This is a genomic window from Desulfurella multipotens (genome assembly GCF_900101285.1).
GTDB lineage: Bacteria > Campylobacterota_A > Desulfurellia > Desulfurellales > Desulfurellaceae > Desulfurella > Desulfurella acetivorans.
In genome coordinates, this window is the sequence record NZ_FMYU01000005.1 from 70619 (window position 1) to 96079 (window position 25461).

Genomic DNA, 25461 nt, shown 5'->3' on the forward strand with positions numbered 1-25461 from the left:
TATGAGATCAATAATCATACTTGGTGCAGGTATTATGCAGATACCTGCAATAAAAACAGCAAAAGAATTAGGTTTGTTTGTAATTGCAGTTGATAGGGATAAAAATGCAGTTGGGTTTGAATATTGCGACCTTGCTTTAGACATTGACACAAAAGATATAGATTCGCTTTTAAGATTTGCAGTTAATAATAAATATAAATATAATATTTCAGGCGTATTTGCAGCGGCTGACAATGCAGTTAGTGCAGCAGCTATTAATGAACAACTAAACTTGATTGGCGTAAATAGTTTTTCGGCCAGGTATTCCAATAATAAAAGTTTAAGTAAGCAACTATGGTTAAAAAATAATGTGCCAACTCCTTTAGCAAAAGAAGTAAAAACTATTGATGAAGCAAAAAATGCTATAGATAAAATTGGTTTACCATGCATGGTAAAAGCAGTTGACAGTTCTGCTTCAAGAGGGACACAAAAGCTGGAAAGAATCGAAGATTTAGAGGCTGCATTGTATGAGGCATTCATGCAGTCTACAACGCATACCGCTCTCATAGAAGAGTATGTGGAAGGGGAAGAATACAGCGTAGAAACTGTCATTTATAATGGCAAACAATACAGGTTTGGTATTGCAAAAAGAGAATACGATATGTTGCCTTTACCTATAGAAACAGGACATGTTAATCCTGCATTTTTACCAAAAAAAACAGAAGAAGAAATGTATGAAGTGGTAAAAAATGCTGCATTAGCATTAAAAATCAACAATGCGCCTGCAAAAGCTGATATGATCATTAGAAAAAAAGATAATAAGATTATGATATTAGAAATGGCAGCCAGGCTTTCTGGTGGTTTCCATTCACAATATACCACGCCTTTATCAAGTGGAATGGAACCTATAAAGTTTGTCATACAGTTGACAATTGGTGATATTCCAGATCCTGAAACATATACTCCAAACAAAAAGCGTGTAAGCTTATGCAGAGCGATTTTTCCAAAACCTGGTTTGGTAAAAAAAATTGAAGGCGTGAAGGAAGCGCTAAAAATTAAAAATGTTAATCAAATTTTTTTAACTATCAAAGAAGGCGAAACTATTTCTGAGTATAAAAATTGTGCTCATAGAGTTTGTTATGTAATAACAAGCGGTGATACTTATGAGCAAGCTAATTATGCATTTGAATTAGCAAAAAAAACTATAAAGATTTATACATGGAGTTTTTGATATGCAACTTAAAGTCAGGCAAGCTTATGCAAGTGATGGGCCTGTAAAAAATATCTGGCTATCACATTTAAATTTTTCAAAACAAATTGAAATTTTTGAAACCAATTTTGAGGTAGCCATTGTTTTATTATCAGGAGAGTTAAGCGTTTTTTTTGAAAAGGAATTTATATTAAATAGAAAAAATGTTTTTGAAGAAAAAGCAAGCGCTATATATATTCCGAGAAACACAAGAGTTTTGCTAAATCCAAAATCATTATGCGAAGTAGCAATTTGTAAAACAAAAATTGATAAAGACTCAAAATTTTCTGTGATCTATCCAGACCAGATAAAAGAACATATAAGAGGCAGCCTCGGCTATAGAAGAAAAGTATTTGATATTTTAGACGAAGACAGTCCTTCTGTAAAATTAGTTTTAGGTGAAACTATAAATTTTAAAGGAGAGTGGTCAAGTTTTCCTCCACATAAACACGATCAAAATAGCAATTCTGAAGTAAAAATGGAAGAAGTATATTTATTTAAACTAAACCCATCTGATGGTTTTGGTATGCAAAGAATTTACACAGAAGATAAATCGCTTGATAAATGCGTGGTAGTGGAAAATAACGATATTGTATTGATACCAAAAGGATACCACCCGGTTTGCTCCATGCCTGGATACGAGCTTTATTATTTATGGGTTTTGGTTGGAGATTCAAAAAAATTAATGCCAAATACGCAAAGTAAATACAGATGGCTCTTAAAGTAACTTTTTTACAATTTGGCACAGGTAAATTTATAAAAGGCTATTTTGATTGGATGCTATCAAAAACGGATATTAATTCAGAAGTTTTTGCAGTTTATTTTACGCCTAAAGTACAATATACTAACTTAAAAAATAATAAATGCATATTTAATGTTACACTAAAAGATATAAATTATACCCAAACCGACAATGTAAGCGTGATAAAAGATCTTTTTTGGGCAAAAGATACAAAAGTTATATTTGAATTGGCAAACAGTATAGATTTTATTGTTTCAAATACAACAGAAAAAGGTATTTTGGATAAACGAGGTTACCCTTTGCTTTTAACATCATTTTTGTATAAAAAATTTGAGCTTGATAATAATAAAATGCTTGTTATTATACCGTTAGAGCTTATTCCTAATAACGGAGAGTTTTTAAAACAAACAATTTTGAAAATAATTGATGAGAATTATAACGATAGTTTTAAATTTTGGGTGTTAAGGACATGTGAGTTTGTAAATACAATTGTTGATTGCATTGTAACAAAAGAAAGCAATTTAAATATAGAAAGAGAAAGGTATTATGCATTTTACGTAAGCAAGAATAGTTTATTAGAAAAAATATTTAACAATAAGGGTTTGAATGTTTATTTTACAAAAGATATAGACAAAATAGCCCAGATAAAGATAAAGGTATTAAACGGTATACATACATTTCTGGTGCTAACAGCATATATGGAAGGTAAAAATACAGTTTATGAATGTTTTTTAGATAAACACTATATAAACTTGATTAATAAGCTATTTTATGATGAGATATTTCCTACTATAAACTATGATAAAAATTTTGTAGAAGATTTTTATTTGACTGTGATTAATAGATTTAAAAACCCATACATTGAGCATAATTTAAAAGATATTGCTTTGAATACTTATGAAAAATTTTATCAGCGTATCGCAACAACTATTGTGGATTATGAAAAATTATACAATCAAAAACCAAAAATACTTATGAAAGCGTTTGATAATCTAAAAAAGATGTATCCAGATAGGGTAAAAAGTTTCGAAAACTATATTGAGAATTTTAAACATGAAAATTAATTCTTTAACAAAGGTTAGCAATAAACCAAAATTTTACCTCATATTTCATTGTAATCTGGCGTTTTCATCAATTGATGAAGATCAGCTAAATGAAGTTATTGCTAAAAGCTATTTTCCATTGCTTGAAATAGTTAAGTCAACTAATACAAAAACCGGTATCGAGCTCAGTGGCTATACACTTGAAAAACTTTCTAAGTTTGCCCCATTGTTTATAGATGAGCTAAAAATTCTTTCAAAAAGCGGTTTGGTTGAAGTTATTGCAAGTGGTTATCAGCAAATCATAGGTCCAATTGTGCCATATAAAGTAAATGTAAAAAATCAAGAGCTTGGGTTGAAGGTTTATGAGAATTTTTTGGGAATCAAGCCTAGGGTTGCTTTTTTAAACGAACAGGTATTTTCAAAATCTATGGTAGATATCTATAAAGAATTCTATGATGCAATTTGTATGGAGTGGAACAACCCTTACTCTATCAACGCACATTACTGGCAAGAATCGTATGGTTTTGCACCTGCAATAGCAAAAGGGATAAAAACCCAAATACCTATTATCTGGACCAATTCTATCCTTTTTCAGCAATTTCAGCGTACGGCTACCTCTCAAAATACACTAGAAAATTATTTATCCATGATTGAGCGCTTTATAAAAAAAGGTTATCGTTATTTGCCAATATATTCTTCAGATTTAGAAGTTTTTAATTTTAGGCCAGGACGTTTTAATACAGAAAACAATATCAATACAAACGAATGGAAAAATATAGAAAAGATTTTTTTGGCTTTAAAAAATTACGGAGAATTTTTACTGCCTTGTGAAGTCTTGCAATTTGCAAATAAAAAAATAGCTCTTGATTTGAGTAACCCTGTATATCCTATAATTGTTAAAAAACAGCCTAAATACTCATTAAGCAGATGGAGCGTAGCTGGTCTTGGTGGGCACTACATAAATACATTGTGTTATAATTGTTATGATACTATTAAAAACAAAACTGACAATGAATCATGGAAAAATTTATTAAAGTTTTGGGGAAGCGATTATAGAACACATACAACTTTAAATAAATGGCATGCCTCGATTAGCTATTTAAGCAAGTTCAATAACGATTTTAAAATAGAAACAAAAAATGCCAAAGAGCTTGATTTTGACAATAATTCAGGGAAAATTTTATTAAAAGGAAAACAATACAGTGCTACTTTTCTAACCAAAAAAGGTCTTGCGCTTGAAAATGTATGCAAAAATGAAAAAAAACTTTTATTTGGTAGCGTTAATCATGGGGAGCTTGATTATATATCTCACGGTGCTGATTATTATACAGGCACGACAACAATAGAATCCTGCTCCTTTGGAAGGATTGCAAATTTAAATGAAACTTCTAATATAGAAGTTAAAAAAACAGGTGAGGATAAATTTTTCATAAAAGGAATAAATTATTTATCTGACCTGGCGGTTGAAGAAAGAATATGGATTGTTGATTTTGCTTTAAAAAAGATATCGATTTATGATATTCTAAAACTTTCAAAACCCACAAAAGCATCTATTAGAATGGCTACATTTACGCTTTTGCCTATTAAAAAAAATATTAAATTCTGGTATTCTTGCAAAAACGGTGGTCGCTATAATGAAAAATTTTTTATAGAAAAGGATATGCCTATTTTGCATCACCTGCCAGTATCAATATTGCAAAGCTCAAATGGCGGACTTGGGGTTACAGATGGTTATTTATCTTTTGGGATTAGAAATTCTTTGATAGTCAAGCTATTTATTGATAAAACTTTCGGAAGCCCGTTGGTATTGCTTCAAAATAGTCCTGATCATGATAGGTATTTAACAAGAGTATTTTTTAGCGTACAAGAGTTTGATGATACGCTGAAGCCTACAATAGTAGAATTTAAGGTAGGATATAGCATTTTTTTTGATTAAAAGCAGTTTAATTACTTTGAGTAATTTTATAACTGCAGTAATATGGCAATGAGATTCTTCGGGCACATTCGTGCCCTTCAGAATGACAGATGGGGATGTTATTCTAAAGCGTAAGCGAATGATCTACTTCATCCTTACAATCTCAAGTGAATTGTTTGCATCAGGGTTTTTAATTGACGGACCTCTAACCAAAACAAAAGAAGATTCATGTTCTCCAATAAGTGATTTTATATAACTTTTCCAGTCCTGAGGCAATTCTTGTTCATATACAGGGTAGACACCATATGAAAACTCTAAGTTTTGCGCTACATTTTCATTGTGTGTTACACCAAGTATCCAGATAGGCAGCTTAAAGCGGCTCATACGCCTTGCAGTTGCTCCGCTTGTAGTTGGCGTTACAAGCAAGAGTGGATTTAGGTTTTTAACTGTGGTAAAAACATTTACTGCCATAGTATCTTCGAGTGTTGGCGATTTTGAAGATAGTACTTTAAATAAGGTTTCGTATATCGGGTAAAGATAACGTTTGTTTTCTACGCTTTGGGCAATTTTGGAAAGCATTAAGACAGATTCTGCTGGATATTTACCTACGGCTGATTCTTCTGATAGCATTACGCAATCTGTACCATCAAGTATTGCATTTGCTACATCTGTGCTTTCTGCCCTTGTTGGTCTTATGTTGTTTGTCATAGACTCAAGCATCTGTGTAGCAGTAATTACGGGTTTTCCAAGTATGTTGGCTTTTTGTATGAGCTGCTTTTGCAATATTGCTATGGATTCGATTGGTGTTTCAACACCTAAATCACCTCGAGCTACCATTATACCATTTGTTTCTTGTAGTATCTCATCTATATTTTCTATTGCTTTTAAGCGCTCAATTTTTGCAATTATAAAGGGATTGTAAGAAATTTTTTCGCAATAGGCTTTTGCATCAAGTATATCCTGTTTGTTTTGCGCAAAAGATATGCTTATTGCATCTATTTTAACGCTTTTTGCAAAATCAAGGCATTTTCTTTCAAAATCACCTATAGCTTTTAAAGGTAGCTCCACTCCAGGCAGATTAATGCCTTTGTGAGATGATAATTTGCCACCAATCAAACAAATACATTTAACCTTCTGACCTTCTATGCTTTCCACCCTAAGCTGCAAAAACCCATCATTTAGATAAATAATTGTTCCTGAGCTTAAATAACTTGCAAAGTTTTCTAAGTTTACACCAATTTCATTACCTTCAGGATTGCTGGATAATACTATTCTATCACCTTCTTTTAATTCAATGGGTTCAATATCTTCAACCCTTATTTTTGGTCCTGGTAAATCACCTAAAATCACTATACGTTTGTTTAGTTTTTTGGCTGTTTTTCTTAGGTCTTCTATAATTGTTCTGTGTTCTTCAAAGCTGCCATGTGCAAAGTTAATGCGTGCAATATTCATACCATTTTGCATCATTTTTTCCATGACTTCTCTGTTTTTTGATGCAGGACCTATTGTGCAAACTATTTTTGTCTTATTTGGAGGGAAAATCAACATAAACTAACCCTCTTGATAAATTTTATAGGCTTCTTCTACAGATTTATTTTCTATAAGTATTGCATAAATTGCATTTGCAAAGCTAATTGCTTCTTTTAGCGGTTTTTGATGAATGTTTCTGCCTGTTGCAGCACCCTGAACACCACTTATGTGAACTTGATTGTATAATTCTTCTAAAAAAGCTTTTGGTTCTTTTGATGATCCACCGGCACACATTACACGTGTTCTACCTGCAGCTAAAACTGCTTCTTTAAAGGCTTCAAAAATATTTACACCTTCTTTTTTAGGAAAATTAACTTTCACAAAATCAGCACCCAGGCACGCTGCAACTCCGCAAGCACCTGCAACCAAATGAGGATCGTATTCGTCTACAACACTTTTTCCCCTTGGATAAGACCAGATTATAGCAATCAAACCTAGCTGATGAGCTTCAAATATAATATGAGCTGCTTCTTTTAGCATTATGTATTCAAATTCGCTGCCTGGATAAATCGTATAACCAACACCAACAATATTTAAACCAGATTGTTTTTTAAACCTATCAATTTGCTCGATATCAAGCATTGCTGTACTAAGCGGATCTTTTAAATCTTTTTTAACCAGATTTGTTTTTGAATTGATTTTTATAACATACGGTATTTTGGGATAATCAATGCCGTATCTGGCTATAAGGCCAATTTGAGAAGCAAAAGCGCCAATTTTTGCATTTTGAGCAATTTTAAATAGATGTTCTGGTGAACTATCATCAATTGGAATATTTGGTCCAAAAAAGTCGTCATTTAAGTGTTCTATTTTTTGATCTCCAGCAAATAATGCTAATCTGCCTGTTTCGTGCGTCATAATATTAAAGTTTCTAATGTAGCTTTGTCTTCGCTCATATGGAACATCAAGAGGAACCTTTACATCCATTTTTACCTCCTAAATATAGTAGGTTGGTTTTAGTAGCAAACTTTTACCGCTCATTTCCGATGGTTTTTCCAAATTTAACAAATCCAAAACCGTGGGGGCAATATCACAAATTCCGCCTTGAGTTCTAAGGTTATACTTTTTGCCAATAATCAAAAAAGGCACTGGATAAATTGTGTGTTGGGTGTGAGGTTCTCCAGTTATTGGGTCAACCATTTCGTCGCAATTGCCATGATCGGCAGTAAGCAAAATATTATATCCTTCTTCTAAAGCAGCTTTTACCAGGCGGTTAAATTGTGTATCAAGTGTTTCAACAGCAATTATGCAAGCTTTTTGCACAGCCGTATGCCCTACCATATCCCCATTTGCAAAGTTTATTACAATAAAATCGTAATGCTTTTTTATAGCTTTAATTGTTTGATCTGCCACTTCGCATGCGCTCATTTGGGGTGCTAAATCATACGTAGATACATTTGGCGATGGTACAATCACCCTATCTTCTTTATCAAAAGGCTCCTCTTTTCCGCCATTAAAAAAATAAGTAACATGAGCGTATTTTTCTTTTTCTGCACAGTGAAATTGGGTAAGTCCTGCTTTACTTATGATTTCTGATAGTACATTTTTAGGAAAAATGGGTTTAAAAAGCACATCAAAATCAAATTTTTCATCGTATTCTACCATACAGTAAACTTTAAATACATTATTGCGCTTAAAATATTTAAAATCACTGCTTCCAAAAGCACTTACAATCTGACGCATCCTGTCTGCTCTAAAATCAAAAAACAATACTGCTTCATCTTTCTGGATTGGTGCAACACCTTCTATAAAGGTGGGTGTTATAAACTCGTCTGTTTCTCCTCTTGCATAGGCTTGTTCTATAGCAATTTTTGCACTTTTTGCAGACATTCCTTCATGATTTACAATAGCTTTGTATGCCTTTTCTACTCTATCGTAGTTTTGTGCCCTATCCATAGCATAATATCTACCGCTTACAGTTGCAATTGTACCTTTTGATAGCTTATTAAATAATTTTTCTAAAATATCTAAATAAATGGGCGCACTTGTTGGTGGCGTATCTCTGCCATCAGTTATCATATGTAAAACTGGCTCAATGTTGTTTTTTGCAAGGAGTTTTATAAGGTAAATTATATGCTGTATATGGGAATGTACGCCTCCATCAGAAACCAAACCGATTAAATGCAACCGTTTATTTGAATTTTCTTTTATAATTTTTTGCCATGTGGGGTTTTCGTTAATAGTGCCGTTTTCAAAACTTTCTGTAATTCTAAGCAGATCTTGCTTTAGTATTCTACCTGATCCTAGGGTTAAATGACCCACTTCCGAATTGCCAAACTGACCATCTGGAAGACCACATGCAATACCTGAAGCTTCTATTACTGTATGTGAATTGTTGGCAAAATAGTAATCTAAATTAGGCGTTTTTGCCAATGCAACAGCATTATAAGCTCTATTTGGATTAACACCAAAACCATCAAATATAACCAATAAAACTCTATTCAACACTATCCTCCAAATATTAAATACTACTTGTATTATATATTTGAAAAGTTTAATTTCAAGTTTAATTTAATTTTTTTGATAAACTTAATTTTTTTGGTAAACTTTTTTTAGAAAAATCCTATCAAACATTCTCAAAAGGTGGCTGTCTATTATATTTATTTTTTCAAGACTTTCTTTCAATAAGTACGGGTTTAATAAAAAATCAAGAAAAAACAATACTTCTGATGCTTTTATATAGGCAGTAAATGGGTCATTTAGAGCATAAGGAATTGTATTTTTTATAATATCGAATACTAATTTATCGCAATGGTCTTGAATAAGACTTGCTCTTTCAATAATTTTTGTTACATAGAAAACTACAATTTCTTCAATGGAGCTATGTTTTCTGTGTCCTGGTAAAATCGTATATTTTTCTAAAATTGGAAATTTTAGTAAAGTAGAACAATAGGCTTCATAATTATTGAACCTATCATTTTTATCATAGTCAACATCAAGCAATGGCGTTTGAAAAATATTATTTAGCAGGCAATCACCTGTTATTGCATAACCGTTAAATAAATAAACTGCATCACTTTTGGAGTGACCAGGGCAAAACATATAATTTAAGTCAATATCAAACTTTGATTCTTCTAAAATTTCATAATTTATGGGTAAAGGTACACTGTTTACAAAATTCAAAAGCATAACTTTTATTTTTTCAATGTAATCTGTACTAAAGCCATACTTTAAAAGCAGCTTTTTAGAAATTTCTATCCTTGTTTGAAGATTTGTAAATTTAAGGTGATCCATTTTTGGCATAAAAATTCTAGCCTGTGAGTTTTTTGCAATAAAATTTTCAAGCCCATAGTGATCAGCGTGAGAGTGCGTAATAAATACGTATTTCAATCTGTTTAAATTGATGTTTTTTTTGATATAGTCAAGTGCAACAAATGTGTATGGTCCTGTGTCAAACATAATTATATCGCCACTTAACTCACAGGTATAAAAATGCACAGGACCAACAGGATAAGGTGTATCAAGCGTGTGCCTATCCATTTTTACTCAAATACCTTTTCTTCTATTTTGTCAGATGATTTGGCATCGTTTTCTATATCGCGTTTGATTCGCATTTTGTCCAACTCTTTATATAATTCGTGCTGAACTATTAAATCCATAATTTCGTTTGTGCCAGTCCAGATCATCATCAATCGTGTGTCTCTGAGGTATCTTTCAATAGGATAAACATTAGTATAGCCAATGCCACCCATAATTTGCATCGCATTGTTTACAATCTCCCATGCTGCTTGTGTAGAAAATCGCTTTGCTTCGCTTACAAGTCTGCGTTGAATACTTGAGTCTTGCAATTCATCAACTGCTTTTGCTGCTGTGTGCACAAGGGATCTTGCTGCATCAAGTAATGCGCTTGATTGAGCTATTTTAAAGCTTACCGCTTCAAAATTTTTTATTGGCTGACCAAAGGCTTTCCTGTTTTTTGAGTAGGAAAGTGCAATTTCCAGGCTTGCTTTAGCAATACCCAACGCCCCTGCTGCAGTAGTTAAACGTTCTGGTATCATCATTTGATAGAATATTTTTGAGCCTTCGTTTTCTTTACCAATTAGATTTTCTTCGCCAACAATCGCGTTTTTTAGTACAATTCTGCCCGTGCCGGCTCCTCTTGCTCCCATAAGCTCATATAGATTTTCCACACTAACTTGATTTTTGTCAACCAAAAATGCGCTCATATTTTGCTTGTAATCGTTTGAAAAATTGGTTTTAGCATAAATCAAAAAATAATCTGCGCCTTTTGCGCCTACAATAAATCTTTTCTGTCCATTTAAAATCCATTTGTTGCCGTCTTTTTTAGCTATGGTTGTTGCGCCAAAAAAATCAGAACCACCTCTTGGTTCTGTTAGGCCTTCTGCACAAATTAAATCTCCTTTTAATGTAGGTTTTAAATATTTTTCTTTCTGATAATTGCTCCCAAATTTTGAGATCGCCTCACCTACAATTGAAGGCATTACGCTAGCGCACGACAAAGCAGCACCAAGAATGCCGATTTCTTCAATTAAAACTACTTCTTCTTGCCAGCTTAAATTTCTGCCACCAAATTCTTTTTCAAACCTTATACCAAGTAAATTCAAATCTCCAAGCTTTTTAATGGTTTGTCTTGGGTATTCTATTAAATCTGCGTCCATATCAATAAGCAATTGTTTGTCAACACTTTTTACAAACTCACTTGCTTCTTCAAAAATCTTTTTTTGATTTTCATTTAAAATTACATTGTACATAGATCACCCAAAAAAAGGAGGCATTAAGCCTCCTTTTAAATTAAAATATGTATTTTTCTTGATCTATTGCAGTATCTGCTAACAGTCTTTTAGCTTCAAGTAAGTCATTTGCATCATATTTTGTAAAACGCCTAATACCACTTAAAATGCTTTGTAATGCATCGCCTCCAATATAAAACGCAGCCTTTTTTGCAGCTATTTCAACATTGTTTGTGCACTCAAAAGCAACTGTTTTAACAACACTGTCATATAAAGGCAGTTTATTTGGGTTTACAATATCTTGTGCTTTATCTGCCCTTAAAACAGCACTTTCCAGAGCAAAAATGTTTATTGCAATATCAGCTAAAGCAAAAAGAACTTCTTCTTCTTTTTTAATACTATCCAAGTATTTTTGAACTGCCATACCACTTAAAGCTAGATACAAAGTTTTTAAATTTTTTATAAGATTTTTTTCAACGGAATATTTTTTTGTTTCATCAATTTCATCAAAAGACGGTGTTATTAGTGCTTCAAATGCCGCCATTGCACTCTGCTGCAATGGAAGCTCGTTTTTCATAGCTTTTTTTAGCATTATGCCAGGTACAAGTAGCCTGTTAATCTCATTTGTACCTTCAAAGATTCTGTTTATTCTTGCATCTCTATAGAATCTTTCTGCAGGGTAATCTTTTATAAATCCATAACCACCAAAAATTTGAACAGTTTCGTCTACAACAAAATCAAGTGCTTCACTACCGTAAATTTTTGATATCGAGCACTCTATACTGTATTCTTCGAGAGCTTTTTGTTTTTTTACATAATAATTTGGATCATCATGGTTTATTTTTTGAATTTCTTTGTCGTAGAGATCTGCAAGTCTGTAATTTAGTGCTTCGCCTGCATAAATTTTTGTAATCATATCTGCAATTTTTTCTTTTATTGCGCCAAATTTTGTAATAGGTAGCTTAAATTGCTTTCTTTGATTACCGTATTTGATGGCTTCCTGAAGAGCTACTTTAGCTCCGCCAATTGCAGCAACAGATAGCAAAAACCTCCCTTCATCCAAAACACTGAATGCTACTTTATAGCCTTTTCCAATCTCACCAAGTAGATTTTCAACAGGTACTTTTACATTATCAAACATCACAGGTGTGGTGGATGAACCCCTTATGCCCATTTTGTCTTCTTCTCTGCCTATGCTTACGCCTTCAAAGCTGCGTTCTACTAAAAATGCTGCATAATCTGTTTTATTAATTTTTGCAAACACAGTAAATAAGTTTGCTATGCCTCCATTTGTAATATAGGTTTTTGAACCATTCAAAATGTAATACTTGCCATCTTCCGAAAGTGTTGCATAAGTAGTAATATTCATAGCATCACTGCCTGCATCTGGTTCAGTCAAACAATATGCTGCAATCCATTCGCCAGTTGCAAGTTTTTTAAGGTATTTGTCTTTTTGCGTTTTTGTACCAAAGTAGATTAACGGTAAGCTTCCAATGCCAACGTGCGCTGCAAATGCCACAGCAAAAGAGCCCGCAGCACCCATTTTATCAGCTATTGCAATTGTAGTTTTTGTATCTAAATCGACTCCATCATACTCTTCTGGTGCATAGATTCCCAAAAAACCTAGCTCAGCAGCTTTTGCAAGGTATGATTTTAGCAAATCCAGGTTATGTTTATCTATTTCATCAATATTTGGTAATATTTCATTTGTAACAAATGCTTCTGCAGTTTCTGCCATTTGTTTTTGCTCTTGAGTAATTTCCTCTGGTATAGTTATTTCATTTTTATCAGTTTCTTTAATGATAAATTCTCCACCTTTCATGATAACCTCCTAAAAATTTATACTTTTTCAAAAATTCCAGCAGCGCCCATACCGCCACCAATGCACATAGACACTAAACCGTATTTAACATTATTTCTTCTTTTCATTTCATGCAAAAGTGTTGTTGTAAGTTTTGCACCGGTGCAGCCAAGTGGGTGACCAAGCGCTATAGCACCACCATTAACATTAACAATAGATTCATCAAGTCCAAGTTTTCTTATGCAATAGATGGATTGTGATGCAAAAGCTTCATTTAACTCAATTAAACCTATATCGTTCAATGACAAACCAGTAAGCTTTAAAACCTCGGGTATGGCAGCAGTTGGACCAATACCCATAATTTCAGGTGGTACACCTTTAACAGCAAAACCCACAAATCTTGCCATTGGTGCTTTGTTTATTTTCTTTAAAAAGTCTTCTGATACAACAAACACTGCTGCAGCACCATCTGTCATTTGGGAAGCATTACCAGCTGTTACAGTACCATTTACTTTAAAGGCAGGCTTTAATTTTTGTAAAGCCTCAAGTGTAGTGTCAGCTCTTACACCATCATCTATATCCACGATTTCTTTTTCTTTTTTAACCTTGCCATCGACTATAGAAACCTTTTCTATTTCAACAGGTATAATTTCTTCTTTAAACTTTTCCAATGAAGCAGCTGCTTTCATCTGACTATTGTAGCCAAAAACATCCTGGTCTTCCCTTGTTATGTTAAATTTTTCTGCTACAAGTTCTGCAGTTATACCCATTGCAGCATATACTTCTGGCCATGTTTCAACTAAAGCCGGGTTTGCGCTGTATTTATTGCCGCCCATTGGAACCATTGTCATACTTTCAACACCGCCTGCTATAATGCAGTCTGCAAAACCAGCCATAATACGCTCTGCAGCAGTTGCTATTGCCTGCAAACCAGAAGAACAAAATCTATTTACAGTTTGAGCAGGTATCTCATAAGAAAGCCCAGCTTTGTGAGAAGCAATACGTGCTACATTCATGCCCTGCTCTGCTTCTGGAAATGCGCATCCCAAAATCACATCTTGAATATATGCTTCTTCAATGCCTGTTCTATCAATAAGACCTCTTATGGCTGCTGCAGCCAGATCATCAGGCCTTGTATCTTTGAATTTACCTTTTTTTGCTTTGCACCCTGCTGTCCTGTACGCAGTTAAAATATATGCACTTTTCATGTTTTTTCCTCCTTAATTCCTTAATGGTTTACCGGTTTTTAGCATATGTTGTATACGCTCCAGTGTTTTTTTATTACCGCAAGCTTTCAAAAATGCTTCGCGTTCTAAATCAAGTAAATATTCTTCAGTAATCAATGTGCCTGCTGGCACATCACCGCCTGTCATTACATTTGCAATAAGCCCACCAAGGTACTCTTCATATTCAGTTATATAGCCTCCCATTTTCATGTTCCACAATTGTGCCTTGATGCTTGCTGCTACGCTTCTTCCTGGTGCGCTTAAATTTTCTTTGGGTTTTTGTGGTCTATAGTTTGTAGATAGTGCTATAACTTTTTGTTTTGCATCAAAGATCAAATTATCAATGTTCATTGTTATGGAATCGCCACGTCGTAAATAACCTAATTGGAATAACTCATCTGCACTCATAGAAACTTTTGCCATTGCAATATTCTGGAAAGCTTTGAATACAAATGCAGAAACATCAGCATTGTATAAATTTGCCTCTTCAATTGATCTAAGTGTCATTTCTTTTGTACCACCACCACCTGGTATCAATCCAACGCCTACTTCTACAAGACCCATGTATGTTTCTGCATGTGCAACTATGGCATCAGAGTGAAGACTGATCTCGCAACCGCCACCCAATGTTAAATTAAATGGCGCTGCAACAACCGGCACTTTTGCATATTTGATACTCATGGAAGCCTTTTGGAATGTTTTTACAGCTTGTGAGATTTGTGCAAAATCGCCTTCTGCAATTAGGCTTGCAATTAGCATTAAATTAGCACCAGCTGAAAACAATTTACCTTGGTTTGCAATAACAAGACCTATGCCATCACTTTGAGCTCTTGCAAGTGATTTGTTTATCATTGTAATAATTTCAGCTCCAATTGCGTTCATTTTTGTATGAAATTCAAGGCAAAATACACCATCACCTAAATCAATTAAACTTGCACCAGAATTTTTTTCTACAACTTTATTTGCTGATTTGAGCAATTCAAGATTTATTTGTGTTTTTGGCAATTCTAATTCTTTGTAAGTTTTTCCTATACAATCATAGTAATATTTTTTGCCATTTTCAATTTTATATATTCGATCTATATCTTTTAGCCATTCTGGAAATTTTATAGATTCTTTTTCGCATCTATCAACAAAATATTTAATTCCAATTGCATCAAGCATCTCAAATGGTCCAAGCTCCCAGTTGAATCCCCATTTCATGGCATTATCGATATTAACTACATCATCAGCAATTTCTGGTATACGTTTTGCAGCATAAATAATTGTATCGCGTATGTTTTTCCATGCATATTGAGCTGCTTTATCATTAGATGATATAAGTGTTTTTAAAGCTTGAGCTTTATCATCAATTTGTTTTGTCATCTCTATTGATGCAAATTTTGGTTTTTGGGACAAAACATACTCTTTTTTATTGTAATCAAAATAATAAGTTACATTTTTGCCGTCTACCTTTTCTTTTTTATAAAAGCCCTGTTTTGTTTTATTGCCAAGCAGTTTTTTTTCAACCATGTAATTTAAAAACTCTGGCACCCTGAAAATTTCTCTTTCATCGTCATCTTTTAGCAATTCATAAGTATTGTTTGCAACATGCACCATTGTATCTGTACCAACTAAATCAGATGTTCTAAATGCAGCACTTTTTGCTCTTGCGGTGGCTGGCCCTGCTATTGCGTCAACTTCTTCAACAGTTAATCCCATATCAAGCATGTGCTTTATTCCATTAAATATGGAATATACACCGATCCTGTTGGCAACAAAATTTGGTGTGTCTTTAGCATAAACTATACCTTTACCAAGCCTGTGTGAAATAAATTCCGCCATATCTTTTACAATTTTAGGATCAGTATACTTTGATGGTACAATTTCCAAAAGCCTCATGTATCTTGGCGGGTTAAAAAAATGTGTAATTAAAAAATTCTTTCTTAAATTTTCTGGTAATGTCTCTGCCATTTCATTTATTGAAAGGCCACTTGTATTGCTCGAAAAAACATTATTTGGATTTAAATGTGGTGCAAGTTGATTCAAGAGAGATTTTTTAATATCCATCCTTTCGACTACTACTTCTATAACCCAATCATAATCCTTAACTTTTGGTATATCATCTCTAAAGTTACCCACTTTTATAAAAGATGAATAATCTGGCAAATAAAAAGCAGCAGGCTTTGCTTTTAAAGCAGCATCCAAGCCAGCTTTGGCAATTTTATTTGGGTCATCGTCGCTAGGTAAGTCTAAAAGTAAAACTTCAATACCAGCATTTGCCAGATGTGCTGCAATCGTAGAACCCATAACTCCTGCGCCAAGGACGGCGACTTTGTTAATTTCTCTCATTCCAAAAACCTCCTTTTGTCAAACATTATCATAAACCTCCTTTTAGCAACTAAAGCAATTGCCCTCTTCTGTGTACAAGCATTCAATTTTATCCATGTATTTTTTATATATTATTCTTCGCTTTAATTTCAAAGTTGGTGTTAATTCACCGCCTTCAATACTAAAATCGTGGGGTAGAATTGAAAACTTTTTTATAGTTTCGTATCTTGCCAATGTTTTGTTTACCGATTCAATTTCAGCTTTAAATAGATCAAGTATTTTTTGATTTTTTGAAAGGTCTGCTATATCAAAATAATGCAGATGATTTTCTTTTGCAAACTCTAAGACTCGCTCAATATTCATTGTAACTAAAGCTACCAAGTACGGTTTTCTATCACCATAGACATATGCATTTGAAATGTACTTGGATAACTTAAGTGCATTTTCAATAGGAGCTGGCGCAATATTTTTACCGCCTGCTGTAACTATAAGTTCTTTTTTTCTATCTGTAATATAAATAAAGCCTTCTTCATCAACTTTACCAATATCACCAGTTTTAAAAAATCCATCTTCGTCAAATGCTTCTTTGTTTAAATCAGGGGCTTTGTAATAGCCTTTTGTAATTTGTGGCCCTTTAAACAATAATTCACCATCCGGTGCTACTTTTACCTGGGTATTTTCTATTAAAGTTCCTACTGAACCAAATTTTATCTTATCAAAAGTATTTACGCACAATACAGGTGAGGTTTCTGTTAAACCAAATCCTTCTAACACTTTAATACCCAAACCCCAAAAGAATTTGTTAACTTCTATTTCAAGTGGTGCACCACCGGAAACAAATGTTTTGAAGTTAACAAGTCCTAATTTTTCTCTGACTTTTGAAAATACAAGTTTATCAAAAATCTTATATTTAAATTCCAAATTAGAAGTGAGGTTTTTGTTTACATATTTTGCATCTATATACTGTTTAGCTATAGTTAATGCTGTATGGAAAAGGTTTTTTTTGAAATTACTTGCATGGTGGACGCTATCTAAAATTTTGGAATATATTTTTTCTAAAAGTCTTGGTACCGTAACTATTATTGTGGGTTTAAACTCCAAAATATTATCGGCAATTTTTTCTATACTTTCTGCAAATGCAATTTGTGAGCCATATGCAAGCGGTAAGTAATAGCTATCAGCTCTGCCAAGAATATGACTAAAAGGCAAAAATGTTAGAAATATATCATTTGAGTTTATTAGATCTTTTGCTTTTTTATTAATGTAGTAGATATTTGAGATAAGGTTTTTATGTGTTAACTCAACACCTTTTGGCTCAGCAGTTGTGCCTGACGTATATATAATTGTAAAAGTATCTTCAATATCTATACTATCGATATAAGATTCTATTTCTTTTTGTTCATTTTGAATGAGCGGTTCTGAAATTTCTGAAACTTGATAAAAAGTAATAAGAGGTAGTTTTTTATCACCCAAAAATCTATCATGAGCTATGACAAATTCTATACTTGGAATCTGGTCTTTTACTTCAAGCAATTTCAAATATTGAGTTTTATCAGAAACAAAAATAGCCCTTGCTTCTGAATGGTTGATAATGTAAGCAATTTGCTCTGGTGTATTGGTATGATATATCGGTACTACAATAGCACCAATATTCATAATACCAAAATCTGCCAAAGACCACATAGGTCTTGTTTCTGATAATATAGCTACTTTATCTTTTGGATTAATTCCTAATTTTTTTAGTCCTCTTGACACCATTAAAGTAAACTTGTAAAAATCTTCATAAGTAAATTTTGTTATACCGCCACCTTTTTTGTATGCTATTGCAATCTTGTCTTTGAAAGCAATAGCATTTTGTTTTAGCATATCTGGTAATGATTTGTATGGCCAGTTTTCCATAAATTCCCCCTGCTAAATTTTATTAAATAAAATATATCAATCTTTTACGTAAATGTCAAGTATAATTTTTAAGTTACGGTTAAATTTAAAATAATTAAGTTACTATTGACTTTTATTAAATTTTTTTGTATAAGGTTAATTAAAATTTTGTTTAATAGGGGGTTTTATGAAAAAGTTGTCTAAAGTTGCTATACTTGCAAGTCTAGGGTTGATACTGTCTGTAAAGGCATTTGCTGGTAATGTTGACACGTACGGTATAGGAGCAAAAGCTACTTCTTTGGGTGGTGCATATGCTGCCTGGGCAAATGATCCATTTGCTCTATACTATAACCCAGCTGGTCTTGCCCAGATTAATAAACCCGAAGTGACACTTGGTTTTGAAAATGTAAAACCGTTTTTAACTGTAAACAGCATGAGTGTAGAACCTCTTGGTGTATACCCAACGCCAAATCCATATTCTCCAATTGGAGTAAGTCCCGGTGGTACTTCTTTTGGCTCTTTTACGGACAATTCTGCTACAATGACTATACCAAACTTTGGCATTGCTTTGCCTGTTAGCAAAAAATTGACACTGGGCTTTGGTGTATATGTGCCTTTTGGATTATCGATTAGTTGGACAAATAGCCCTTTAAATCCCCTTTCTTACAACTCTTATAAATCCTGGTACTACAGGGAAGTTTTTGCTTTTGGCGCAGGTTATAAAATTACAGATAATTTATTTATAGGAGGCGCAATAAACATAGGCACAACGCAAAGTGGTGTAGAAAGGTATGCGTTTGGTGTACCGCTTTTAACTGCTCAACAAAGTGCAAAAACTGGTTTACCCTTAACAAGCAATGCAGCTGTAAAAACCAATTTAGCCGATTATCATAATTTTTCCTGGAACTTAGGTATTATGTATAAACCTGTAGAGTGGTTAACACTTGGTGCTACATACAGAAGTATGACGCACACGCATTTAACTGGCACTGCGCAAGTACAATACACAAATCCTTTAACAGCAAGCATAGCAAATCAGCAACTTAGCGCTTCCACTGATGTAGATGCGCCAGATCAGTTTCAGCTTGGTGTTAATATAAAACCATCTGATAAACTGCGATTTGAAGTGGATTGGCTTTGGACTAGATGGAGCGTTGTAGGAGGATATACAGTTTACTTTAGCCAGCCATTATTCGGAATAAAATCAAGTGAGTATTTCCCAAGAGACTGGAAAGATACAAACACAATAAAATTCGGTATTGAATACAAACCAATCGAAATGCTTGCTTTGCGTGGAGGCTTTTACTATGACCCCACACCTATTCCTTCTTCTACATTTGATGCCCAGTGGCCTGATGCAAACAAGTACATGTTTACAGGTGGTGTTGGATTAAACTTTAAACGTTGGAAGATTGACACGGATGTATTTTATTCAACAACCGCAGGAAACAGAAACATATCTAATTCTAAAAACTTAAATGCTACATATGGCATACCTGGAGTATTGCCACAGCAATCAACTGATGTTAATGCTAAAGCTCACATTTGGGGTTACGGTTTAAACGTTACATATGTGTTTTAATAGGTGATTAAAATGTTTAAAAATAAAAATAAGTTAATAGCTGTTTTTTTTCTAATTTTTCTATTAACAAATTTTAAATCTGCGCAAGCTTTTGGCAACTGGTTTGTTTTTGGCGATAGTTTAAGCGATAATGGCAACATACCAAAATTGACTGGCTATCCTTTGCCACCAGCACCTTACTATAAAAACAGATTTTCAAATGGCCCTGTATGGGCAGAAGATTTTCCATTAATATCAAATTTTAGATTTATTCCGTCAAATGATTTTGCTGTAGGCGGTGCTTTTACTGGACCAATAAGCACTGAGGGTTTAAACGGCCAGCCTGGAGTGTTCAACAATTTAGAAAACACATATTGGAGTTCATTTGCAAGTCAGGGATTATTTACAAATCCACAGTTGCCAAGCTTTTTAACAGAAGTTCAAAATTTTGCTAACGCTGGTGGCAGGTTTAAATCAAACGACCTAATTGGCGTTTGGATTGGGGCAAATAATTTTTTTGTAACAGCAGCTCAGACGCAGGCACTTCAAAAAACAATTGCAACAAATGACCCAAGTTATGCTATAACTGCTGGAATATCTCCTGCCTTGTTAAATCAAATAATCACAGTATATCAGCAAACAAATGATCCTACGAAAGCAATGGGTGTGCTTATTGGAAATGCTATCCAAACTGCAGTGCCTCAAACGGCCCAAGGTATAGCTGAGCTATCAAAGCTTGGAGCAAAACAAATGGTTGTCTTAACGCTTCCGCCATTACAAGACACGCCATCCGCAATCCAAGGCGGACCTCAGGTACAGGCGTTAGCATCAGCATACACTCAACTTTATAATATCTATTTACAGCAAGCACTTTCAAATATTCACAATCAAACAGGTCTTAATATTATAACACTAAATGGAGAAGTGCTGTTTAACGAGCTTGTTAGTAACACAAAGGCTTACGGTTTAGTAAATACTACAGATGAAGGTATGCTTGCCTACTTAAATGGCGATCCTAATTATTCTCGTTATCTTTTTTGGGACGGTGTTCACCCTACAGCTTACATGCACAGTATAATTGCAAGATATGTGTCAAGCGCGGTTAATAACTTTTATTCTTTAACTGCCCCAGCAAGACTTATCGAAGCAAATTCTGATGCATTTAGTTCATTAATAAACAACAGGATAAACTCATTTATTGCAAAAAAATCATCCAATCAAAACATAATTAAATTAAATAATGCAAACAGTGGACCTAACTTCTACATTTCTGGAAGCTACAATTCAGGCTGGAAAGATGATTCTGATAATACCATAGGTTTTGATTACAATATAAGCACTTTTGCATTAGGTGGAGATTATTGGATAAATCCGAATTTAATGGTTGGAGCTTCAATCGGTTATGGCAACAACTACGCAAGTCTCAATGATTCTGCTGGTACGCTTGAAGCTAATGTTTACCAGCTGGCTTTATACGGATTGTATAAGTTTAATAATTTTTTTCTAAACGCCCAACTTGACTATGGTTTGGCAAATTTCACAAAAATTTCTCACCCAGGTGTAATAAGCAGTATTGGCAATTCAAGTGTAAGGGGAAATTATATTAACTTTGAAACAAACGGTGGATATAACTTCAAACTAAACAATTTTAGCTTTATCCCAAGCATTGGGCTAAGCGCTACCAATGTTAGTATTCATTCATACGATTTAACAGGTGACCCTGCTCTAAACATGAGTGTTAACAGGCAAGATTTGTCAAGACTGTTGAGCACAATAGGTTTAAAAGCCCAATATGAAGCTAATCTAGGATCAATTACCATAGTTCCTAATATTTCTGTTGAAATGAAGTCCAAGTTAAATGGAAGAGGTGGGGAATTTGACAGTTATTTCCAGGATGAACCATCTATAGCTCTCACAAGTCAATATGCTGATTATTCAAGAAATTGGGGTGTTGCCAAGTTTGGAGTTGATGCATTTATGTCAAATAGGTTATCAGCAAATATTAATTATTCAAGCACTTTTGATAAAAAAAATAGCGCAGATCACAGTATTTGGGCTCAAGTAGGTTATAAATTTTAATTAACAATTCAGGCAGAAAGATCTTCTTTCTGCCTTTTTAAGGGGGTTAAATAATATGCAAAAAGAAGAAATAAGAGCTAAAACAAATCAGTATGTGGAAGAAGAAGGCTTTATTTTGCCAAAGAATGTATTTAGGGATTTTTTTTCGCAACTGATTAAATTAGCTGGTTTTGGTCTTGGGGGTATGTTTGTTTTAAGTGGCAAAAAGGCAGGCAAAAAAGCAGCAAGTCATATAAAAGAGATTCTTGGTGACAACTTGAGTTTAGAAGATGTAAAAGAATGCATAATTTCTTATTTTGAAGAATCAAAACAATGTAAAATGGTAGTATTCAATATATCTGAAAACTCTGTAAACTTTAAAGCTCAACACTCTGTTTTTGCAGAAGGCATAGAAAGTAAAAAACCTACCTGTTTACCACTTGGCGGCACTATAGCTGGTATGCTAGAAGAATTTTTGGGTGGAAGCTGGGAGCCAAAAGAAACTCAGTGTATAGCACAAGGTTTTAGTGAGTGCATATTTGAAGTAAAACGCAAATAATTAAATCTAAAAGGTTTTTTTATTGTGATTTTAGTAAATAATTATTTCTATTTTAAAACAGGTTTAATATCAAAATTTAACTTTAACGTTATAGATAAAAAAGATTTTGGTGAATTTTTTAAATTGCAAAAGAAAGGGGGTTTTTGTGTCAATTTGGTTAAGGCATTATGGTAATGTGCCAAAAAGCCTGAATTATCCCCAAATAAGTTTGTATGAGTCTATCAGACAGTCCTGTTTAAAATATGAAGACCAGATTGCTTTTACCTATTTTGGCAATACTATAACTTACGCTAAATTGCTTTACTACATTGATAAATTTGCAATGTATCTAAAAGAAATTGGTATTGACCAAAAAAGCACTGTGAGTTTGATTTTGCCAACACGCCCTCAAGCTGTGATTGCATTTTATGCAATAAATAAAAATAGGTGCTATAGCAAGCTTTATTCATCCTTTATCCAGTGAAGAAGAAATAGCAAATTATTTAAATATCAGTAATTCTGAGTTTGCTATAACACTTGATTTATTTGTAAATAAAGTGTTATCTATAAAAGATAAAACGCCGTTAAAAAACATTATGCAAACAAGTATTTCTACATTTATGCCGTTTTTTTTAAAAGCCGCCTACAATGTTTTCAAAAGACCCAAAAAATTTTAGATTTAACTTTTGAAAGTGCAATTAAACACTCAAATATTTTAATTGATATAAAACCACAACAAAAAGCTTTTGATACGGCAGTTATTTTGTATAGCGGAGGTACAACAGGAAAACCAAAAGGTATTGAGTTATCAAATTTCAATTTGATTGCAAATGGCACTCAAATAAGCGCCTGGGCAAATTTAAATCAAGAAGATAAAATTTTAGCGATATTGCCTATTTTTCACGGTTTTGGTCAATACGATATTGCGCGTATAATTCAAAAGAAAGGTATCCCTACCCTTTTTATTGAAGCCGATATGACAGATGAGCGCAAATTTGCACAGGCTCAGGTGGAAAATCGTATTGATTCATTTATGGAAGTTTTGAGTCAAAATAAAGGGCTAAAATGTTTATAGGCATAGATATAGGTTCAACAACAGCAAAAATAGTACTTATGGATCAAAACAAAAACATAATTGATAAATTAATTGCAAATGTAGGCTACAGCTCAAAGCAGGTTGCAACAAATATATACAAAGAAATTCTGTCAAGAAACAACATAAGTGAATCCCATATCAAAAATATTGTTTCCTGCGGGTACGGTAGAGAAAGCATTGATTTTGCAAGAAAAACTGCTTCAGAAATCATATGCCATGCAAAAGGTGTTAAGTTTTTGATTTACGATGTAAGTACGCTCATAGATATTGGCGGTCAGGACAGCAAAGTTATAATTTTAAATGAAAGTGGAAATGTTGTAAATTTTGTTATGAATGACAAATGTGCAGCAGGCACTGGCAGGTTTTTAGATGTCATGGCAAAAGCTTTGGAAACAGATATAAATGAGTTTGGAAATCTTGCTTTAAAAGCTACTTCTCCTTCAAAAATAAGCAGTATTTGCACGGTATTTGCAGAATCTGAAGTTATATCATTGGTAGCAAAAGGCGAAGATAGAAACAATATTATCGCTGGCCTTTGCCAATCTATTGCAAGCCGTATATCAAGCATGTACAAAAGAGCTGGTGGCAAGCCAAAAGTTATATTAACAGGAGGCGTTGCCAAAAATATTGGACTTTTAAAGGCTTTAGAAAAGATATTGGACACACCAATAGCCACGCATGAGTTATCCAGTTTTACTGGAGCTATTGGGGCTTGTCTTATTGGAATGCAAAATTAATTTTATAATATTGACATATATATAACATTTGTTATACTACATAAAAAACGGTGAAAATAAAATGCACAAAGTATTGTTTTTTATGGATAATATACCGCTAAAACAGTATTTAAAAGCTGTATTTGAGTCAAATTTTGTTGTCGAAGAAAGTTTTGATATAAAACGCATTCTTGAGCAAAATACGATTCTAGACTATAAAGCAATTATTATAGGAAAAAATTTTGGCATTTTAACAAAAGCAAAATTATGCGAGGCAATTGCTGATTTTGCGCAAAACAACAACCATAAGATTCTTATTTTTATGCTAAAGGCACCAAATGAGAAACTGCCAAAGCGCTGCAAGGATATTTTTATTGTAAATATGCCAAATACGCATGAAAAACTCTCAAAAATATTAAAAGAAAATCAAATCCAGACATTTGAGCAAAAACAACTAAAAGATACTACCCAAACTGGTGAGATTAAAGAATTGGATCTTTATAAATTTTTTCATTACATTAAAGATAATCAAAAAGTCACTGCTTTGGTTTATGATAAAAAGCTTGAATTTTTGACTTCAAACGGCAAATTTTTTATATTAAGAAACGATTTTGAAGATTTTAAAGATTTTTTTCTAAACACAAAAGTAAAAGCTGCCTATCATGAATTTAATACATTTAACTTTGCTGATCGTATATCTATAGAAAAATATAAACAGATAAGCATAAGAGAGTTTATAAAACAAGGCCTGGAAAATATTTTAGACGAAAAACACTTATATAAGCTATTGCCTGAAAATAAGACAAAAATATCGGTAAAGGCAAATCTATATGTATTAAAAGATTTATTGCCCAAAGACTCTCAGATAAATATAAACTGGCTTCACAAACACACAGACCTCACAATAGAAGACGTATTAAAAAAATTTGATTATCTAAAATCTTTGCGTGATATTGTTATAATGTATTTTGCAAAAGCAATTGATTTGCTTGATCCTGCAAATGAGAGCAATTTTGATTTGACTTTGACATCTAATCTGCTAAGCCAGATAAAAAATAAAATCCAAAGCTTATAAACTATAAAAACTTAAATTGCAAGGAAAAATACCAAAGCCTGCCTCAATGAAGC

The 25461-nt window shown here is 33.3% G+C and carries 20 protein-coding genes; 11 read left to right on the forward strand and 9 right to left on the reverse strand.

All coding sequences use genetic code 11. The features are described 5' to 3' along the window. Position 1: 1 nt before the first annotated feature. The 4 genes from BLQ93_RS04085 to BLQ93_RS04100 are packed head-to-tail and all read left to right on the forward strand — an operon-like array spanning position 2 to position 4949. Positions 2-1210 carry an ATP-grasp domain-containing protein gene (locus BLQ93_RS04085; RefSeq protein ID WP_159427485.1) on the forward strand — a complete coding sequence of 403 codons (1209 nt, stop codon included), beginning with the start codon at positions 2-4 and terminating at the stop codon, positions 1208-1210. A 1-nt stretch (position 1211) separates the two neighbouring features. Beyond that, entirely contained in the window at positions 1212-1955 is a 744-nt protein-coding gene (iolB, locus tag BLQ93_RS04090) for a 5-deoxy-glucuronate isomerase (RefSeq protein WP_092128358.1), read from the forward strand. After that, positions 1940-3034, forward strand: a complete 1095-nt coding sequence (locus BLQ93_RS04095; RefSeq protein ID WP_092128359.1) for a mannitol dehydrogenase family protein — start codon at positions 1940-1942, stop codon at positions 3032-3034. Before iolB ends, BLQ93_RS04095 begins: the two co-directional genes overlap by 16 nt. Then, positions 3024-4949 (forward strand): polysaccharide deacetylase family protein, encoded by a 1926-nt coding sequence (locus BLQ93_RS04100; RefSeq protein WP_092128361.1) that lies wholly within the window; start codon positions 3024-3026, stop codon positions 4947-4949. The genes BLQ93_RS04095 and BLQ93_RS04100 overlap by 11 nt, the downstream gene beginning before the upstream one ends. A gap of 123 nt (positions 4950-5072) precedes the next feature. Here the strand turns inward: BLQ93_RS04100 and pyk are convergent, their stop codons facing one another. The 9 genes from pyk to BLQ93_RS04145 form a co-directional block, all read right to left on the reverse strand. Then, positions 5073-6476, reverse strand: a complete 1404-nt coding sequence (gene pyk / locus BLQ93_RS04105) for a pyruvate kinase (RefSeq protein WP_092128362.1) — start codon at positions 6474-6476, stop codon at positions 5073-5075. A 3-nt stretch (positions 6477-6479) separates the two neighbouring features. Next, positions 6480-7385 (reverse strand): beta/alpha barrel domain-containing protein, encoded by a 906-nt coding sequence (locus tag BLQ93_RS04110; RefSeq protein ID WP_092128364.1) that lies wholly within the window; start codon positions 7383-7385, stop codon positions 6480-6482. 9 nt (positions 7386-7394) lie between these two features. Further along, positions 7395-8909, reverse strand: coding sequence for a 2,3-bisphosphoglycerate-independent phosphoglycerate mutase (gene gpmI, locus BLQ93_RS04115; protein WP_092128366.1), 1515 nt, complete (start codon positions 8907-8909; stop codon positions 7395-7397). Between the two features lie 78 nt (positions 8910-8987). Next, complete coding sequence (locus BLQ93_RS04120; RefSeq protein WP_092128367.1) at positions 8988-9938, reverse strand: MBL fold metallo-hydrolase; 951 nt, start codon at positions 9936-9938, stop codon at positions 8988-8990. 2 nt (positions 9939-9940) lie between these two features. Continuing rightward, the gene (locus BLQ93_RS04125; RefSeq protein WP_092128369.1) at positions 9941-11170 is read right to left on the reverse strand and encodes an acyl-CoA dehydrogenase family protein; all 1230 of its coding nucleotides are present in this window, start codon (positions 11168-11170) and stop codon (positions 9941-9943) included. Between the two features lie 40 nt (positions 11171-11210). Continuing rightward, entirely contained in the window at positions 11211-12971 is a 1761-nt protein-coding gene (locus tag BLQ93_RS04130) for an acyl-CoA dehydrogenase family protein (RefSeq protein WP_092128370.1), read from the reverse strand. 17 nt (positions 12972-12988) lie between these two features. Further along, entirely contained in the window at positions 12989-14158 is a 1170-nt protein-coding gene (locus BLQ93_RS04135; RefSeq protein ID WP_092128372.1) for a thiolase family protein, read from the reverse strand. Between the two features lie 12 nt (positions 14159-14170). After that, a complete protein-coding gene (locus BLQ93_RS04140) occupies positions 14171-16507 on the reverse strand; it encodes a 3-hydroxyacyl-CoA dehydrogenase/enoyl-CoA hydratase family protein (protein WP_092128374.1) in 2337 nt (778 codons plus the stop codon). Positions 16508-16549: 42 nt separating this feature from the next. Next, positions 16550-18385 carry an AMP-dependent synthetase/ligase gene (locus BLQ93_RS04145; protein WP_092128375.1) on the reverse strand — a complete coding sequence of 612 codons (1836 nt, stop codon included), beginning with the start codon at positions 18383-18385 and terminating at the stop codon, positions 16550-16552. 166 nt (positions 18386-18551) lie between these two features. Between BLQ93_RS04145 and BLQ93_RS04150 the strand changes: the two genes are divergently transcribed. The 7 genes from BLQ93_RS04150 to BLQ93_RS04180 all read left to right on the forward strand — a co-directional run bounded on the left by BLQ93_RS04150 (position 18552) and on the right by BLQ93_RS04180 (position 25408). Further along, positions 18552-19946 (forward strand): OmpP1/FadL family transporter, encoded by a 1395-nt coding sequence (locus tag BLQ93_RS04150; protein ID WP_092128377.1) that lies wholly within the window; start codon positions 18552-18554, stop codon positions 19944-19946. A gap of 12 nt (positions 19947-19958) precedes the next feature. Continuing rightward, positions 19959-22004 (forward strand): autotransporter domain-containing protein, encoded by a 2046-nt coding sequence (locus BLQ93_RS04155; protein ID WP_092128378.1) that lies wholly within the window; start codon positions 19959-19961, stop codon positions 22002-22004. Positions 22005-22059: 55 nt separating this feature from the next. Further along, entirely contained in the window at positions 22060-22542 is a 483-nt protein-coding gene (locus tag BLQ93_RS04160) for a V4R domain-containing protein (RefSeq protein ID WP_092128380.1), read from the forward strand. 145 nt (positions 22543-22687) lie between these two features. Continuing rightward, complete coding sequence (locus tag BLQ93_RS04165) at positions 22688-23005, forward strand: AMP-binding protein (RefSeq protein WP_159427486.1); 318 nt, start codon at positions 22688-22690, stop codon at positions 23003-23005. Between the two features lie 240 nt (positions 23006-23245). Next, positions 23246-23596: an AMP-binding protein gene (locus tag BLQ93_RS04170; RefSeq protein WP_281182323.1), complete on the forward strand. Its 351-nt coding sequence runs from the start codon at positions 23246-23248 to the stop codon at positions 23594-23596. Beyond that, on the forward strand, positions 23587-24354 hold the full coding sequence (locus BLQ93_RS04175; RefSeq protein WP_092128384.1) for an acyl-CoA dehydratase activase: 768 nt from the start codon (positions 23587-23589) through the stop codon (positions 24352-24354). The genes BLQ93_RS04170 and BLQ93_RS04175 overlap by 10 nt, the downstream gene beginning before the upstream one ends. A gap of 61 nt (positions 24355-24415) precedes the next feature. Next, entirely contained in the window at positions 24416-25408 is a 993-nt protein-coding gene (locus tag BLQ93_RS04180; protein ID WP_092128386.1) for a hypothetical protein, read from the forward strand. Positions 25409-25461 lie beyond the last annotated feature (53 nt).